This is a genomic window from Ferroplasma acidarmanus Fer1, from assembly GCF_000152265.2.
GTDB classification, from domain to species: Archaea; Thermoplasmatota; Thermoplasmata; order Thermoplasmatales; family Thermoplasmataceae; genus Ferroplasma; species Ferroplasma acidiphilum.
The window spans coordinates 877,392-891,076 of the sequence record NC_021592.1 but is presented as its reverse complement, the minus strand read 5'-3'; the positions used below and the strand labels follow the sequence as shown (position 1 = coordinate 891,076).

Below are 13,685 nucleotides of genomic sequence, written 5' to 3'. Positions count from 1 at the left end.
ATCTTAAATACTGTGTAAGTCTTAACTTGACATGTTTAGAGAAAAATTCCAAAATATTACAGAGGGCTATACTTTTGACGATGTACTTTTAAAACCATTGCATTCATCAATAGAACCTAAAAACGCAAATGTATCAAGCAAATTTTCGCGGCATATCAGCATTGGCATACCGATTGTGAGCTCGCCCATGGATACAGTAACAGAGGAGTCAATGGCAATTGCAATGGCAAGATATGGGGCTATTGGTGTCATTCACCGCAATATGTCAGCGAATGAACAGGTTGAGATGGTTAAGAAGGTTAAGAAAGAGGAGAGCATTATAATCAGGGACGTTTTTTCAATAGCTTCTGATACTCCTGTAAATGTAGCCAGAACTCTCATGAAAACAAAAAATATTGCCGGTTTGCCCGTTGTAGCTTCCGGAAAGCTAATAGGGATTTTAACCAAGAGAGACCTTGAATTTTCAGAGTCGGAAGGCACAGTAAAGGATATAATGACAAAGGACGTAATTACTGCTGATGAGAACGTTTCAATAGAAGATGCAAAGTTTATACTTTATAAAAACAGGGTTGAAAAGCTACCACTTGTGGACTCTAAGGGAAGGCTGGTCGGGCTAATAACAGCTAAAGACATAAAGACCAGGGAAAAATTCCCCAATGCATCAAGGGACGAACAGGGCCAGCTCATGGTGGGTGCAGCTATAGGGGCATACGATATAGATAGGGCTATCAATCTTGAAAACGCAGGATCTGATTTTCTGGTAATAGATACAGCCCACGCCCATAATAAAAATGTCCTCTCATCCCTTAAAAAGATAAGAAATGCAATCCATATAGACATAATAGCAGGCAATATTGCAACAGCGGAGGCTGCGGAGGATCTAATCTCACTTGGCGTTGATGGTTTAAGGGTTGGCATAGGCCCCGGTTCAATATGCACAACCAGGATAGTTGCAGGTGTAGGGATTCCACAGCTAACTGCCATATCAGATGTTGCGGACGTTGCCAGCGAACATGGAATTCCTGTAATAGCTGATGGTGGAATAAGGTATTCAGGAGATATGATAAAGGCACTGGCGGCTGGAGCTTCCACCGTTATGCTCGGGTCACTGCTTGCAGGCACAGAGGAGAGCCCGGGTACAGAAATGATAATAAATGGCAGGAAATACAAGGCATACAGGGGAATGGGGTCAATAGGCGCCATAAAGGCCGGAAAATCAGATAGATATGAAAAACTCGGGACAAATGAGTTCATAGCCGAGGGCGTGGAAGGTTCAGTACCATACAGGGGCAAAGTTTCCGAAAACCTGTTCCAGTTCGTTGGTGGAATAAAGACCGGCATGGGATACCTTGGTGCAGAAAATCTGGAGGAGTTAAAGAAAAAAGCAGTATTTATAAAAATCACCAATAGTGGATTAAGGGAAAGCCACCCCCATGACATACGCATTGTTTCAGAACCTCCAAATTACCAGAATTCTGGCATCTACTGAAACATAATTATTTTTTTATATTTATATACCATATGCTTTATCTGTTACATCATATTTCAGCAGATTGTGTACATAATTGTTCACATTGAAAACCTTTTATAACCTTTAATAATCTACTATTTATATGGATTGTGAAAACGTCCTTGAAATACTTGGAAATACAGAAATGACACAGGATCAAATTGCCGATAAGATGATAGGAAAATACAGCACATCGGATAATTCTAAGGCAGGTTATTTAAAAATAGGAGCCCAGATACTTGTTGAAAATGAACTGGAATTTCTTCTTAACGAAATGGTGGATAGCAATAAACTGGGCATAAAAAAAGTACAGAATGGCCTTCTGGAACGTGTTTATTATTATGCCAGGAATCCCTGTTAATAAAATTAAACATATGACAGTTGTTTTTAGGTTAAACTCCGGCTTATTATTATATCTTCAGGTTATATGGTCTCATGGAAGATAGCATCATAGGCATTAATGGATATTCTACTGATACTCCTGGCATTGATGGTAATATTAAATATGATCCGGAAAGTTTTATTGTAAATGAGATACCTGTAACAATTCCTGAAAACAATAATGGCAAGTATACCATATTAAAGGTGCGCCTGCGGAACTGGGATACCAATAAATTTTTGATGTACCTGGCAGATCAGTTGCATATAAGCAATAAAAGGATAACATATGCAGGGACCAAGGATAAAATAGGCATAACAACACAGTACTTCTGCATCAATATGCCGGAAAATCAGCAAATCAATAATATATCTATAAAGGATGCCGAGATTATTTCATCCTTCCGTACAGATAAACTGGTTAAACTGGGCGATTTACTGGGGAATGAATTCATAATAAGCATACAATCTACTGATGATAATACACAGAAAATAGGGGAGACCGTGGAGAGCATAGTTAAAAATGGAGGATTCCCAAATTTTTATGGGTACCAGAGATTTGGCAGCATAAGGGCAAATACCCATAAAATTGGTAAACTGCTGGTACAGAATAAATATGAAGATGCTGTTAAAACATATATTTATGATCCCGAATTTGACCGGGAGGATTACAGAAGAACATTCGGAGAGACCGGGGATGCGAAAAGGGCAATAAAAGAGTTTCCTGAATACCTGACATTTGAACGCTCATTGCTGGGTTATATTATAAGGGAAAATACATATAAAAACGCATTCAGCGTATTTCCCAGAAACCTATCTATGTTATTCATACATGCTTACCAGTCATATCTTTTTAACAGAATACTCTCTGACAGGATGAAATATGCCGGAAGCATGCATAAAGTCCTGGAAGGGGATTTGCTTTATCCCGTTGACAGGTATTTTAACCCGGATCGCAGCCAGTTAATACGTGCATCTTCATATAATATTGAAAAACTCAACAAGCTTTCCAGTGAAAACAGGATCCGGACAGTTATACCCTTAATTGGCTATTCAACGGAACTATCTTCAGGCATTGAAGGAGAAATAGAAAGCAGAATAATGGCGGAGGAAGGAATAGAGAAAAAGGATTTCAATTTGAGTTCTGATAGGAGACTGGGTTCATCCGGCGATTATAGAATAATGTCTGTGCTTCCAGTAGATTTCAAAATAATAGAAAAAAATAGAATAAATTTCTCTCTGGGAAAGGGCATTTATGCAACTTCCCTGTTAAGAGAACTTATTAAAGGCGATTTAAATTAATCCGACTTTCTGAAGTTCTTTCTTAACCTTTATTACTGCCTGTTCTATTTCGCTCTCTTCCTTTGCACCGGTACATACAACTTTACCGGAACCAAAGAGTAGCAGTACAACCTTTGGCTCCTCAACCCTGTATACAAGCCCGGGGAACTGCTCCGGTTCGTATTCAACATTTTCCAGGCCAAGGGACATTGCTATATCTGTAAGGTTAAGGTCTGATTCAAGGTCATATACTGCAACAATATTTTGAACTATAATATCGGGATTGTCATATACCTCTATTTTAGCTTTTTTCAGTTTGTCAATAATGATATCTATGGTCTTCTTGACATTTTCAAGATTTTTTGCGCCTGTGCAGTTTACTTTCCCGCTTCTAAAAATCAGTACCGCTGTTTTCGGGTCTTTTAACCTGTATATCAATCCAGGGAATTGTTCCGGTTCATATTCTGAACCTTCCAGGGCCAATGCAATGCGGCTTAAGTCTAAATGTTCCGCCAGTGAAGTTGATGCAACTATATTTTCTATGGTTATTTTCTCCATTTCGCTCATATTAATCAATATGTTTATATTTAAAGGGTATATAAAGCTTTTAATTTATATACCATTTTTATTCAATACATATTTAATTGTTCTTTGGCGTAATCCGTCATCATTTCCGGGTTCCATTGCGGATCCCATACGAGTTCTATATCTGCTGCCTCCACATCTGCAAGGTTTTCAACTGATTTTTGTGCTTCTGATAAAATCCACGGTGTCACAGGGCATGTTGGGGCGGTCATAGTCATTTTTATGTAAACCCTGTTGCCATCTGTAATTTCAACATCGTAAACTAAACCAAGGTTGACCACATCCATCCCTATTTCAGGGTCTGATACCTCTTTTAACGCTTCAAGAACTTCTTCTTTGGTTACCATAATATAATCTATTGTAAATGGCTATTTAAACATTATTTAATGTTTAAAGTTAACAATAACAATGCCATAAATTAACCGCCATAAACTTTGCAGGGCAAATTTATTAATAATGCTTTAATGTGTGGAATATGGGCAAACAGGGTGATATACTATTATTTGCCATTATGGTAATTTCATGGTCTATTAATTATCCGGTTATAAAAATAGCCCTTAATTATACAGGGCCATTTACACTATTATTTTATAGGATATTATTTTCATTTATATTCATCTATATAATATTCCGCCCAAAATTGCACCTCAGGATTACAAAGGATGAAATAGTCCCTCTTTTTATTCTTTCACTGTTAAATGTGTTGATATGGATGGAATTGTGGTTCCTTGCTGAAACTACAATATCCTCATCATTAACTTCAATCATAATATACACATACCCGATAATATCAACATTGATGGCTATAATATTTCTCAAGGAACAGTATAATAAGTATGTATTTCTTGGAATTGGAATCGGGTTTGCCGGTTTGCTCGTAATATTTTCCAATTCACTCCTTTCCGGGTTCAAGCCTGGAATTATAATCGCCCTGCTCGGTGCCATAGTGTGGTCTGTTGGTACAATATACTTTATGAAATACCATGTGAAAAAGGATAGGGAAACGACTAATTTTTTCCAGTTCGGATTTGCATTGTTGCCATCCCTGCTTATAGCCGGAATTGCTACCCCAAGCATATCCATTTTTGAACCTTCCCTCCTATTGATATTGCTTGTACTTATAATATCCATTCCCGGTACCGCTGTGGCATATTTCGCCTTTCTTCATTTAAATAGAAAATATGGCGTATCTACAATTTCATCATTTCTTTTCCTTGTTCCTGCATTATCTGTGGTATTTGGCGTAATAATATTGGACGAAATTCCATCATCTTACGAAATCATAGGGCTGGCGCTTGTCGGAATCGGAATATATTTCTCGGCTCGTGGAACAAAAATTAAAGCATCTGCAAAGCCTGTTTCCTAATCAAAACGCCGGCAATAAATATCCGGCCTCATTCTCGGGATAAATGCATTTCTTACCGACTCGTATACAAGTGTAGCCCTGGTTACAGAATCTTCTGAAATAAGCCCGGATATTCCTATGCCATGCCCGATTTTCTTAATACCATACTCAGTTTCCACAAATTCATTGGTACTGGTGCCATTTTTAATGGCATCTATAACCTGATCAGGCATCTGGAACCCGGAGCCAAAACCCGTGGTTATCACACTATATCTGTCTATTACCACGCAGTAATGCAGGTCATAATACATATTATTAACAGGATTGTAAAAGATTCCCGATTCGATTCCTATTGAGTAATCATTATCTTTTAATCCGTACATTGCCCTATCTGTTGCAAAACGTATTGTATCACTTCCAAAAGGTTGTTCACTTCCCGTTGCATATTCTGTATTCCTTGTTATCCTGTAATTTTTCATGATAGTTTTGATAAACTTTTCCGTTGCCTCCAGTTTCAATTCATTTCCGGTGGAAATCGCTATCGTTACCGGTGTTTTCCTTTTGCCGGTTACAGTTATTTCTCCCTTAATTATCCTGGTTGAGCTGATCGGGAATAAATCCTCCCCAAGTGTAAAGGGTATTTTAACAATATGCAGTGGATTTTTGCCCATAGATAAGCGCTGTTCATTAATTCTTATTGCACCTGCATGTGTTTCCGGTGAAACCACCAGTATGGCATCTTTCACATCAAGCGTATTTCCAAACATGGAATCAAGAGGATGGATTTCATAATTATCAGTAAATTTCTGCATAAACTTCTCAACCCTCGCCTTTCTCCTTTTATAGGAAATCACTATATTTTTATGCTTACGGGCATATTCATCAGAAGTTACGCCTATCATTACCCTATTTCCTGTATTATATGCCGCAAGAAGAAGCTGTTCATGCCCTTTATGAAATCTATTAAATGTGCCGCCCACAAGTGTTATCATTATAAGTAAATAAGAAATTATTATAAAATATTAAGTAAAAAGTTAAAGGGATTGTTTTTCCTCTTTAATGGTTTTTGCCAGCCTTTTAACGCCTTCCTTAAGGTCTTCATCGCTGGAATATGTGAAATTCAGGCGCATGGTATTCATTTCCGGATTATTGTGGTAAAAAGCTGACCCGGTAACGTATGCTATTTTATTGTTTATAGCCCTTTTCAGCATTTTTAAGGCATCCATATCCTTGTTAAGTTTTACCCAGAGAAACATCCCGCCTTCAGGCCTGGACCATGTGGCATCACTCATTTCATCATCAAGTGCTTCGAGCATTATGTCCCTCTTTCTCCTGTACAGTTCAATTGTTTTAGGTATCTGCTTATATATTATGCCTTTCCTGATATATTCATAGGCTATATACTGGGAAAGTGAATCGGATGCCAGGTCAAGTGACTGCTTTAATTTGTTAAATTCACCGAGGACTTCAGGCTGGGAAACAGTAAATCCAGTTCTAAGCCCGGGCGCCATTATTTTTGAAAATGTTCCAAGATATGTAACCATATCATTTGTATCAAGGCTTTTCAACGTGGGCAATTTTTTTCCGGAATATCTCAGGTCTCCGTATGGATTGTCCTCTATTACCGGGATGTTATACTGCTGTGCAAGCTCCAGAAGATGCTTTCTCCTGTCAAGCGGCATAGTATATCCAGCAGGGTTCTGGAAAGTTGGTATTGTGTAAATGAATTTTGGCATAACTCCTTTTGATTTCATCGACTTAATTTTCTCTTCCAGCTCGTCCGTTATCATCCCGTTATCATCCATGCTTACAGATTGAGACCTGATTCCACTGGCAGTCAATGAAGACAGCATTCCCACATATGTTGGCGCTTCTGTTATGACATAATCACCCTCATTCGCGAATATTAAAGGCAGTGCATACAGTGCCTGCTGTGACCCTGTTGTAAGCAATATATTCTCCGGGTCAACATTTATGTTTTCATCACTTTTCAGGTATGCAGCCAGCTGTTCCTTAAGCTCCGGGAGCCCGTTGGTCTGGCCATATTGCAATGCAGAAGAAACATAGTTCTCCATTATATCATCAAGTATATTCCTTAACTCTTCGCCTGGGAAGCTTTCTGGGTTAGGAAGCCCACCGCCGAAGGATATCATGCCGGGCATATGGATATATTTTAAAAGCTCCCTGATTTCAGAGGACTTTATATTTTTCATCTTATTAGAAAATTGAAACTCCATAATATATAATATAACCTGAATATTTAAAATTATTCAGTGGAATAAAATAATAGGGATACACGAAAGCAGAGTGTTACCTGAAAATTAAAAAATGTTTTATAATGGTTCTTAATTCAAACCCTAATGGTTCAGAAGCTGATCTGGAAAGTTACGGTTACAGGCAAAAAAAATTCTGGAAAAAGTTCTATAGTTTCCAGGGCTGTTTACAATACGGCCACACAGATAAGTAGCAGGGGGTTTATCAGGAAGAAAGTAAATACAAATTTTATGTCCGAGGATTATGATATAGACCTTTTATTCCTTGAAATGCCATATGAAACACTGAATGACAAATTTCTTTCCAAATCAACATTCGTATTGTTTGTTGTGGATATTACCGATATGGAAAGCTTGCAGGATGCAGGCAAATTTCTAAGCGAGTTTCCGGATATGGAAGTATTTATTATTGCTACCAAATCAGATATGAGGTATGCATCAGAGTTCTGGGAACCTGAAATATCAAAACTTGCGGACAAGTACGGATCAATATACTTTATTTACAGTAGCCATGATGATTTTTCAGGCATTTTAAACGATGTTATAGGTTATGCTCTGGCAAAAATTTATAATCCGAGTAAATAATACCATGCATGGAAATCGTATGCAGAAACACACATTTTGTTTTGTCTGGCATGGATATTTCACAGATAATCAATAAATACCATGTTGGAAAGATGAGGGCTAATGTGCTGGAACTGGATCCCTGTGAATGCATATACCTGTATATGAAAGGAAAAATAATGCCGGAACCGGAAATGGGATTGCCGCAGGTTATAAGCAGTGTGTTCAGCGAAGACCTTTACATCTATTTTGTATATTCTATTTTAAAAGGGAAAGGGCTAATTGTAAAAAGGGATGGAAATAAGTTTTTCTACAAAAAACCCGGCGGAGAATACGGCATACCTGTTATACTTATCAAGGAAGGCGATTTAATAGACTTCTCAAGCCTCTATGTGGATCTGCCTGCAATATTCATAACCGTTGATGAAGAAAAAAGCATAACATACTTCAGGGCAGATTTTATTGATCCGGAGGGGAACGCAGATTCAGATATTTCCATAGGAAATCCTGAAAAATTGAATAACATATATTACACAACAAACAGCCATCCCGAATGGTTCGGGCAGGAATTCATGGGTGTCAAAATACTCAACCAGTTTGAAGCAAATTATATTTCTGGAGAATTAAAAACAGATGAGGATAAGCTTTACAGGGATCTTATAAAAAGGCATTTTATTGTCAAAAGTGGATTTAAATACGGGCAGAATTTCAGGATTTATTCAGATTCTATGGAAAACCATGCAGAATTTCTTGTTAGCCTTATGACTTCTGAGAAATGGTATAAAATAAGCAGGGCAATAAGATTGTCCACCAGTGTGAGGAAAAAAACCCTGATTGCTGGGTTTATAGGCGATGATTTAAAATATATTTATATAGAAAGATTAAGGGATATTTAGATCTGTACTTCGAAATCATCTACCTTAGCTTTCATTTCGTCGTATGATTTTATATCTCCCCTATTTTTCAAGATTTCCCTTGAAAGCAGCCAGTATATCACTGCAAGTGACATCCTTCCCTTGTTGTTTGTTGGAATAATAAGGTCAACAAAATCTGTTTTGTTGTTTGCGTCACAGAGTGATATTACAGGTATGCCTATCCTTATAGCTTCCTTCATTGCCTGTGTATCTGCTAAAGGATCTGTTATCAGTATTACTTTTGCGTTGTAATAAGACTTTAAATTTGGATTTGTTAGCGTTCCCGGTATAAATCTCCCGATAATAGAACTTGAGCCTACTATTTCAGAGAACTTTGCAACCGGCTTAAATGCATACTGCCTCTGTGCCACAACAAGAATCTGTTCGGGCTGGTACCTTGCCAGCATTTTGCCTGCTTCTATCAGCGCATGGTTTGTTTTTTTAATATCCAGTATATATAAACCATCATTTCTTATTTTGAATATGTACCTATCCATATCCTTTGATTTGACCTGTGTCCCTATATGGATACCGGATTTCTGATATTCTTCTTCCGGTATTAGTAATTGCTCTTCCATCATAATGATTACCTTTTTTATTGAATTGTAAATTATTATATAATTATTCCCATTCTATAGTGGCAGGGGGTTTGTCTGTAATATCATAAACAACTCTATTAATTTCAGGCACTTCATCGGTAATATTTACAGAAATATCACTGATCAGCTCCCAATCCGGCCTTGAAAAGGTGCCGGTCATCCCGTCAAGTGTATCTATCATTCTAATGGCTATTGTCTCACCATATGTGCGCTGGTCTCCATGAACACCTGTAGTCTTTACAGGCAGGAGCACGCAGAAATATTGCCATGGCTTTTCACCACTGTACCTCTCATTTACAGACCTTTCAAGTATATCCGTTGCCTGCTTTAATATCTCCAGTTTATGTTCAGTAACTTCTCCTATAATCCTTATTGCAAGGCCCGGGCCCGGAAATGGCATAACATCTGGAAGCCCGAAATATCTTGATACCTCCCTCACTTCATCCTTGTAAAGGTCTCTCAATGGCTCAATCAGTTCGAATCCCAGATCTGCAGGCAAACCACCAACATTATGGTGGCTTTTAATAGTATCCCTGGAAGCGCCACCGCTTTCAATCCAATCAGGAGCTATAGTCCCCTGAAGCAGATATGTAGCTCCAAAAGTCTCAGCTTCTTTCTTGAAAACATCTATGAAGGTTTTTCCAATAATTTTTCTCTTCGTTTCAGGGTCTACAACTCCCTTTAAATTATCAAGAAATATTTTTTTTGCATCAATTAATTTGTATTTAACACCAAATTTTTCGAAAAGGGATTTAACACGGTCAACTTCATTTAACCTCAGCAAGCCAGTATCAACAAATATTATTTCTATGTTTTTTATAGGGGCTGCTATCAGGGATAGCAAGGTGCTGTCCTGCCCTCCAGAACAGGCCAGAATTCCTTTCCCATGCAGTTTTGACAGTATCATTTCCCTGCTTTCTTCGATAAATTTTTTAGCATCCATACAACCTAATATAGTTATATTATTAATTTTTATACACACGAAGTTATGCAGTGTATTAAGAAAATATCATTCCATAATAATATTAGCTCAGGTATCGGGCCGGTAAAAATATTGACATTTGAAGTAACTTTTTATATGGATATAGATTAGGTAAACTATAAATGAATATATTAAAGCGTATCCTCATAAAAATTGAGAGGTATACAGGTTCCAATGTCTTTAAAACTGTATTAATTCTAATCATGATAGTACTTGTAGGCTCATATCTCGAGTACATCTCACAGATAAATACCCTGGGAAGCCAGATAAAAAGCCCGCAACTGGCTATATGGTTTGTATTTCAAACTGTAACTACAGTTGGATACGGGGATGTAGTTCCGGTGAATTTAACAGGCAGAATAATAGCCATAATAATCATGCTCGCTGGAATAGGCACTGTAACCACCTTAACTGCATCTACAGCTGCATACATGACAAACGTTAAATTAAAGCACAAAATAAAGAGTATAAGAATGAAAAATCACACAATAATATGCAACTATAACGATTATTCAAAAAATATTATTCTTAACTATCTTAATAGAAAATTGAAAATAGACTCACTTGTACTAATTGCAAACCTTAAGGAAAACCCGGTGAAATCGGATTATGTATTTTTTACCCCCGGTGATCCAACAGATGAAAAAACCCTGGAAGAAGCAAATGCTTCAGAAGCCAAACGTTTTATTGTTACAGGGGATTTTAGCTCCAACGTTCCGCCGAATCTTATAGACGCAAAAACAATACTGAATATATTCCAGATAAGAAAACTAAACAAATCTGCTGAAATAATAGCACAGGTAGCCAGTTCAGACAATGTAACAAATGCAAAAAGTGCAGGCGCAGATGAAGTTATTACCCTGAATGAACTGAGCGCCCTTGTCATATCCAAATCTATAATGAATCCTAAACTGCCTGATTTTGTTCTTCGATTATTGTCATCCGGCGATGGCCCAAAAATCTACTCGGTAAAAATACCTGATAAGTACATCGGGTACAATCTCCTTGATTTCAAGAAAATTTTTAAAAAAATAATAATTTTATCAGTGTTCAGTGAAGATAATTATATTTTTCCGGTTGAGGATAATTATGAATTTGCAGAAAATAATGTAATTTATTTTATTTCAGAAGAAAACGAAATCAAAGGATTGTTAAAATAATTATGTCTTCATTATTGCCCCTAGAAATACCAGGAGCCCTATAACAACTCCTATGACCGCTGCAATAATATAAAATATCGTCGGTTCCAGAATCCTTGTAATAAAGCTCACTTTGAAAATATCTCCTGAACCAAGAATAACGAATATGCCGATTAAAATTCCTACAACCAGCAATCCGCCTCCAACCATCCTGCTTTTGTTGCTGCCGAAGTATGCGGTGAGAACACCAAACACGATCAGTGATAGGGCCAGCAATGCCAGCAAAACCAACAAAAAAACGTCCCAATTCCATGAAAAACCTGTCATTCAATCACCTATAATTTAATTTCCGCCAATGTTTTTGTATCTACTACGCCGCTTATAGACCTTATGTCCTGTATTATCAGTTTTCCTATTTCAGACATGTCTTCTGTATCTATCCGCACTAAAATATCAAATTCTCCAAGAAGCGGATGTATTTCTGTGACATACTTCAATTTAGAAACCCGGTCATAAACTTCATGTTCCTTTCCAGGGATAACTCTTATAAGGACAAAAGCAACTGACATTTATGGTAAAAGCTATTTTTCAATATAAGTTTTGCCATTAAAAATGTTATAATTATTTAGTTATTTCCACTCCTGAGCTTAAGGAAAAATTCATCATATCCTATAGTTGACTGTTCGGAACTATGCATATTTTTTACTGTCAATGTATTTTCTTCAATTTCCCGTTCCCCTATGATGACAGCAAAATCAAAGCCAGATGCACTTTTCATCTGGGATGAAATCTTCCTGTGTGTCATATCAACAACCGCGATTTTATTGAGGCTCCTGATTACACTGGCAACTTTAATAATATAATCATCATTTTCTGATGAAAGGTTGCATATATAGTACGATTCTTTAATATTTCTTTTTAACCATAAATTCTGCCTTTTTAGAAGCAATTCTATTACTGCATCCCCTATTGCAAATCCAGCAGCAGGAATTTTCTCCTGTGTAAATAACTGTGAAAGGCCATCGTACCTTCCCCCTCCGAGTATTGCCCTTAATTCTCCTTTCACATCGAAGGCTTCGAATACAATTCCTGTATAGTATGATAAACCCCTGACTATGGAAAAATCAAAATTTATCTTGCTCTCAGTATAGAGCCCGATAAGGTCAAATGTCTTTTTAATTCTCTCTATCCTGGGTTTTATTTCTTCGTAGTTGTTCACTACTCTTTTTATCTTTTTCTCCATATTACCTATATCAACTTTTTCGCCTAAAAGCGAAAGGATCTTTTTTATCTCATCTTCCCCGGCACCTATGCCTTTGAATGCCTCAATGAATGAGCTTTTATCAACTTTTTTGTATTTGTCTATTATTGAAAACGCATCTGGGATATCTTCGATGTTCAGGTCCTTTAATACATATTCCATCAAAAATCTGTCATTAATGTTAATTTCATATACCCCGGATAAACCAAGGTAATCAAGAATGCTTGAAGCCAATCCAACAATTTCAGCATCAGCTTCCTCAGAATCAAGCCCGAACACATCGGCATTGAACTGGTAATGTTCTCTGAATCTCCCCTCCTGTGGTTCTTCATATCTCCATACCTTTGGAAATGAATACCATCTAACAGGCCTTGGAAGGTCTTTTCTTGCTGTGAGCAACCTGACAGTGGAAGGCGTGGCTTCCGGTATCATAGTAACTTCCCTGCCACCTTTATCTGTAAATGAAAAAGTTTGGTTGACAATCTCTGTACCTGATTTTAGCCTGTACAGGTCAAGGGGTTCAAGGCTTGGAAAATCGATTAGCTGATAACCAAAATTCTCAGCAGCGTTTGTAATTTTCTTGAAAAAGTAATTCCTTACTTCCATATCCTCCGGATAGTGGTCTCTGAAACCCTTTAATTTCTCAACTTTCATATTTTCCCTTTGTATTCTTCACCCTCATATATGACGGATTCAATTTTTTTCATTGTTTCCTCATCTATATCGTTCGTTGCATGTGCATAATGGAAATGAATCCTTATCCTGGGAAATATGTCCTCCCTTTTCTCTGCGTGGTTCTCGAATGAGCAATTCCATCCCAAATCTTTACATTTGAAATAATATGTCATAGCTAC

At 37.3% G+C, this 13,685-nt stretch carries 17 protein-coding genes; 7 read left to right on the top strand and 10 right to left on the bottom strand.

All coding sequences use genetic code 11. The features are described from left to right. Positions 1-31: 31 nt before the first annotated feature. The 3 genes from guaB (at position 32) to truD (ending at position 3,190) form a co-directional block, all read left to right on the top strand. Positions 32-1,489 (top strand): IMP dehydrogenase, encoded by a 1,458-nt coding sequence (guaB, locus tag FACI_RS04435; RefSeq protein ID WP_009886932.1) that lies wholly within the window; start codon positions 32-34, stop codon positions 1,487-1,489. A 124-nt stretch (positions 1,490-1,613) separates the two neighbouring features. Then, on the top strand, positions 1,614-1,871 hold the full coding sequence (locus tag FACI_RS04430; protein ID WP_009886931.1) for a hypothetical protein: 258 nt from the start codon (positions 1,614-1,616) through the stop codon (positions 1,869-1,871). A 74-nt stretch (positions 1,872-1,945) separates the two neighbouring features. Further along, positions 1,946-3,190, top strand: coding sequence for a tRNA pseudouridine(13) synthase TruD (gene truD / locus FACI_RS04425; RefSeq protein ID WP_009886930.1), 1,245 nt, complete (start codon positions 1,946-1,948; stop codon positions 3,188-3,190). Here truD and FACI_RS04420 read toward each other — a convergent pair. Both FACI_RS04420 and FACI_RS04415 read right to left on the bottom strand, forming a co-directional pair. Further along, complete coding sequence (locus FACI_RS04420; RefSeq protein ID WP_009886929.1) at positions 3,182-3,736, bottom strand: TATA-box-binding protein; 555 nt, start codon at positions 3,734-3,736, stop codon at positions 3,182-3,184. The two genes, truD and FACI_RS04420, sit on opposite strands and share 9 nt — an antisense overlap. Before the next feature lie 62 nt (positions 3,737-3,798). After that, complete coding sequence (locus tag FACI_RS04415; protein ID WP_009886928.1) at positions 3,799-4,101, bottom strand: metal-sulfur cluster assembly factor; 303 nt, start codon at positions 4,099-4,101, stop codon at positions 3,799-3,801. A 128-nt stretch (positions 4,102-4,229) separates the two neighbouring features. On the opposite strand from FACI_RS04415, the gene FACI_RS04410 reads away from it, so the two are divergent. After that, positions 4,230-5,120, top strand: a complete 891-nt coding sequence (locus tag FACI_RS04410; protein WP_009886927.1) for a DMT family transporter — start codon at positions 4,230-4,232, stop codon at positions 5,118-5,120. Here the strand turns inward: FACI_RS04410 and FACI_RS04405 are convergent. Both FACI_RS04405 and FACI_RS04400 read right to left on the bottom strand, forming a co-directional pair. Beyond that, on the bottom strand, positions 5,117-6,091 hold the full coding sequence (locus tag FACI_RS04405; RefSeq protein WP_009886926.1) for a pantetheine-phosphate adenylyltransferase: 975 nt from the start codon (positions 6,089-6,091) through the stop codon (positions 5,117-5,119). The genes FACI_RS04410 and FACI_RS04405 overlap by 4 nt on opposite strands. 42 nt (positions 6,092-6,133) lie before the next feature. Further along, a complete protein-coding gene (locus FACI_RS04400; protein WP_019841527.1) occupies positions 6,134-7,336 on the bottom strand; it encodes an aminotransferase-like domain-containing protein in 1,203 nt (400 codons plus the stop codon). Between the two features lie 123 nt (positions 7,337-7,459). Between FACI_RS04400 and FACI_RS04395 the strand changes: the two genes are divergently transcribed. After that, positions 7,460-7,957: a GTPase domain-containing protein gene (locus tag FACI_RS04395; protein WP_009886924.1), complete on the top strand. Its 498-nt coding sequence runs from the start codon at positions 7,460-7,462 to the stop codon at positions 7,955-7,957. Between the two features lie 8 nt (positions 7,958-7,965). Continuing rightward, entirely contained in the window at positions 7,966-8,832 is an 867-nt protein-coding gene (locus FACI_RS04390; protein ID WP_009886923.1) for a tRNA splicing endonuclease, read from the top strand. Here FACI_RS04390 and rpsB read toward each other — a convergent pair. Next, positions 8,829-9,428 carry a 30S ribosomal protein S2 gene (rpsB, locus tag FACI_RS04385; RefSeq protein WP_373693799.1) on the bottom strand — a complete coding sequence of 200 codons (600 nt, stop codon included), beginning with the start codon at positions 9,426-9,428 and terminating at the stop codon, positions 8,829-8,831. The genes FACI_RS04390 and rpsB overlap by 4 nt on opposite strands. 43 nt (positions 9,429-9,471) lie before the next feature. Then, positions 9,472-10,392 (bottom strand): glutamine-hydrolyzing GMP synthase, encoded by a 921-nt coding sequence (gene guaA, locus FACI_RS04380; RefSeq protein WP_009886921.1) that lies wholly within the window; start codon positions 10,390-10,392, stop codon positions 9,472-9,474. Positions 10,393-10,553: 161 nt separating this feature from the next. Between guaA and FACI_RS04375 the strand changes: the two genes are divergently transcribed. Further along, positions 10,554-11,591 carry an ion channel gene (locus tag FACI_RS04375; RefSeq protein ID WP_009886920.1) on the top strand — a complete coding sequence of 346 codons (1,038 nt, stop codon included), beginning with the start codon at positions 10,554-10,556 and terminating at the stop codon, positions 11,589-11,591. Here FACI_RS04375 and FACI_RS04370 read toward each other — a convergent pair whose 3' ends face one another. From FACI_RS04370 to FACI_RS04355, 4 genes are read right to left on the bottom strand one after another with little or no spacing between them, the layout of a single operon-like run. Beyond that, positions 11,592-11,897, bottom strand: coding sequence for a hypothetical protein (locus FACI_RS04370; RefSeq protein WP_009886919.1), 306 nt, complete (start codon positions 11,895-11,897; stop codon positions 11,592-11,594). Between the two features lie 8 nt (positions 11,898-11,905). Continuing rightward, positions 11,906-12,139, bottom strand: coding sequence for an Lrp/AsnC family transcriptional regulator (locus FACI_RS04365; RefSeq protein WP_009886918.1), 234 nt, complete (start codon positions 12,137-12,139; stop codon positions 11,906-11,908). Between the two features lie 56 nt (positions 12,140-12,195). Next, positions 12,196-13,485, bottom strand: a complete 1,290-nt coding sequence (gene hisS, locus FACI_RS04360; RefSeq protein ID WP_009886917.1) for a histidine--tRNA ligase — start codon at positions 13,483-13,485, stop codon at positions 12,196-12,198. Beyond that, positions 13,482-13,679, bottom strand: coding sequence for a DUF1059 domain-containing protein (locus FACI_RS04355; protein WP_009886916.1), 198 nt, complete (start codon positions 13,677-13,679; stop codon positions 13,482-13,484). The genes hisS and FACI_RS04355 overlap by 4 nt, the downstream gene beginning before the upstream one ends. Between the last annotated feature and the right edge of the window lie 6 nt (positions 13,680-13,685).

Bases quoted from the DNA above. Each gene is read 5' to 3' on its own strand.
- guaB (WP_009886932.1), top strand. From the start codon at position 32: ATGTTTAGAGAAAAATTCCAAAATATTACAGAGGGCTATACTTTTGAC.
- FACI_RS04430 (WP_009886931.1), top strand. From the start codon at position 1,614: ATGGATTGTGAAAACGTCCTTGAAATACTTGGAAATACAGAAATGACA.
- truD (WP_009886930.1), top strand. From the start codon at position 1,946: ATGGAAGATAGCATCATAGGCATTAATGGATATTCTACTGATACTCCT.
- FACI_RS04420 (WP_009886929.1), bottom strand. From the start codon at position 3,736: ATGAGCGAAATGGAGAAAATAACCATAGAAAATATAGTTGCATCAACT.
- FACI_RS04415 (WP_009886928.1), bottom strand. From the start codon at position 4,101: ATGGTAACCAAAGAAGAAGTTCTTGAAGCGTTAAAAGAGGTATCAGAC.
- FACI_RS04410 (WP_009886927.1), top strand. From the start codon at position 4,230: ATGGGCAAACAGGGTGATATACTATTATTTGCCATTATGGTAATTTCA.
- FACI_RS04405 (WP_009886926.1), bottom strand. From the start codon at position 6,091: ATGATAACACTTGTGGGCGGCACATTTAATAGATTTCATAAAGGGCAT.
- FACI_RS04400 (WP_019841527.1), bottom strand. From the start codon at position 7,336: ATGGAGTTTCAATTTTCTAATAAGATGAAAAATATAAAGTCCTCTGAA.
- FACI_RS04395 (WP_009886924.1), top strand. From the start codon at position 7,460: ATGGTTCAGAAGCTGATCTGGAAAGTTACGGTTACAGGCAAAAAAAAT.
- FACI_RS04390 (WP_009886923.1), top strand. From the start codon at position 7,966: ATGGAAATCGTATGCAGAAACACACATTTTGTTTTGTCTGGCATGGAT.
- rpsB (WP_373693799.1), bottom strand. From the start codon at position 9,428: ATGGAAGAGCAATTACTAATACCGGAAGAAGAATATCAGAAATCCGGT.
- guaA (WP_009886921.1), bottom strand. From the start codon at position 10,392: ATGGATGCTAAAAAATTTATCGAAGAAAGCAGGGAAATGATACTGTCA.
- FACI_RS04375 (WP_009886920.1), top strand. From the start codon at position 10,554: ATGAATATATTAAAGCGTATCCTCATAAAAATTGAGAGGTATACAGGT.
- FACI_RS04370 (WP_009886919.1), bottom strand. From the start codon at position 11,897: ATGACAGGTTTTTCATGGAATTGGGACGTTTTTTTGTTGGTTTTGCTG.
- FACI_RS04365 (WP_009886918.1), bottom strand. From the start codon at position 12,139: ATGTCAGTTGCTTTTGTCCTTATAAGAGTTATCCCTGGAAAGGAACAT.
- hisS (WP_009886917.1), bottom strand. From the start codon at position 13,485: ATGAAAGTTGAGAAATTAAAGGGTTTCAGAGACCACTATCCGGAGGAT.
- FACI_RS04355 (WP_009886916.1), bottom strand. From the start codon at position 13,679: ATGACATATTATTTCAAATGTAAAGATTTGGGATGGAATTGCTCATTC.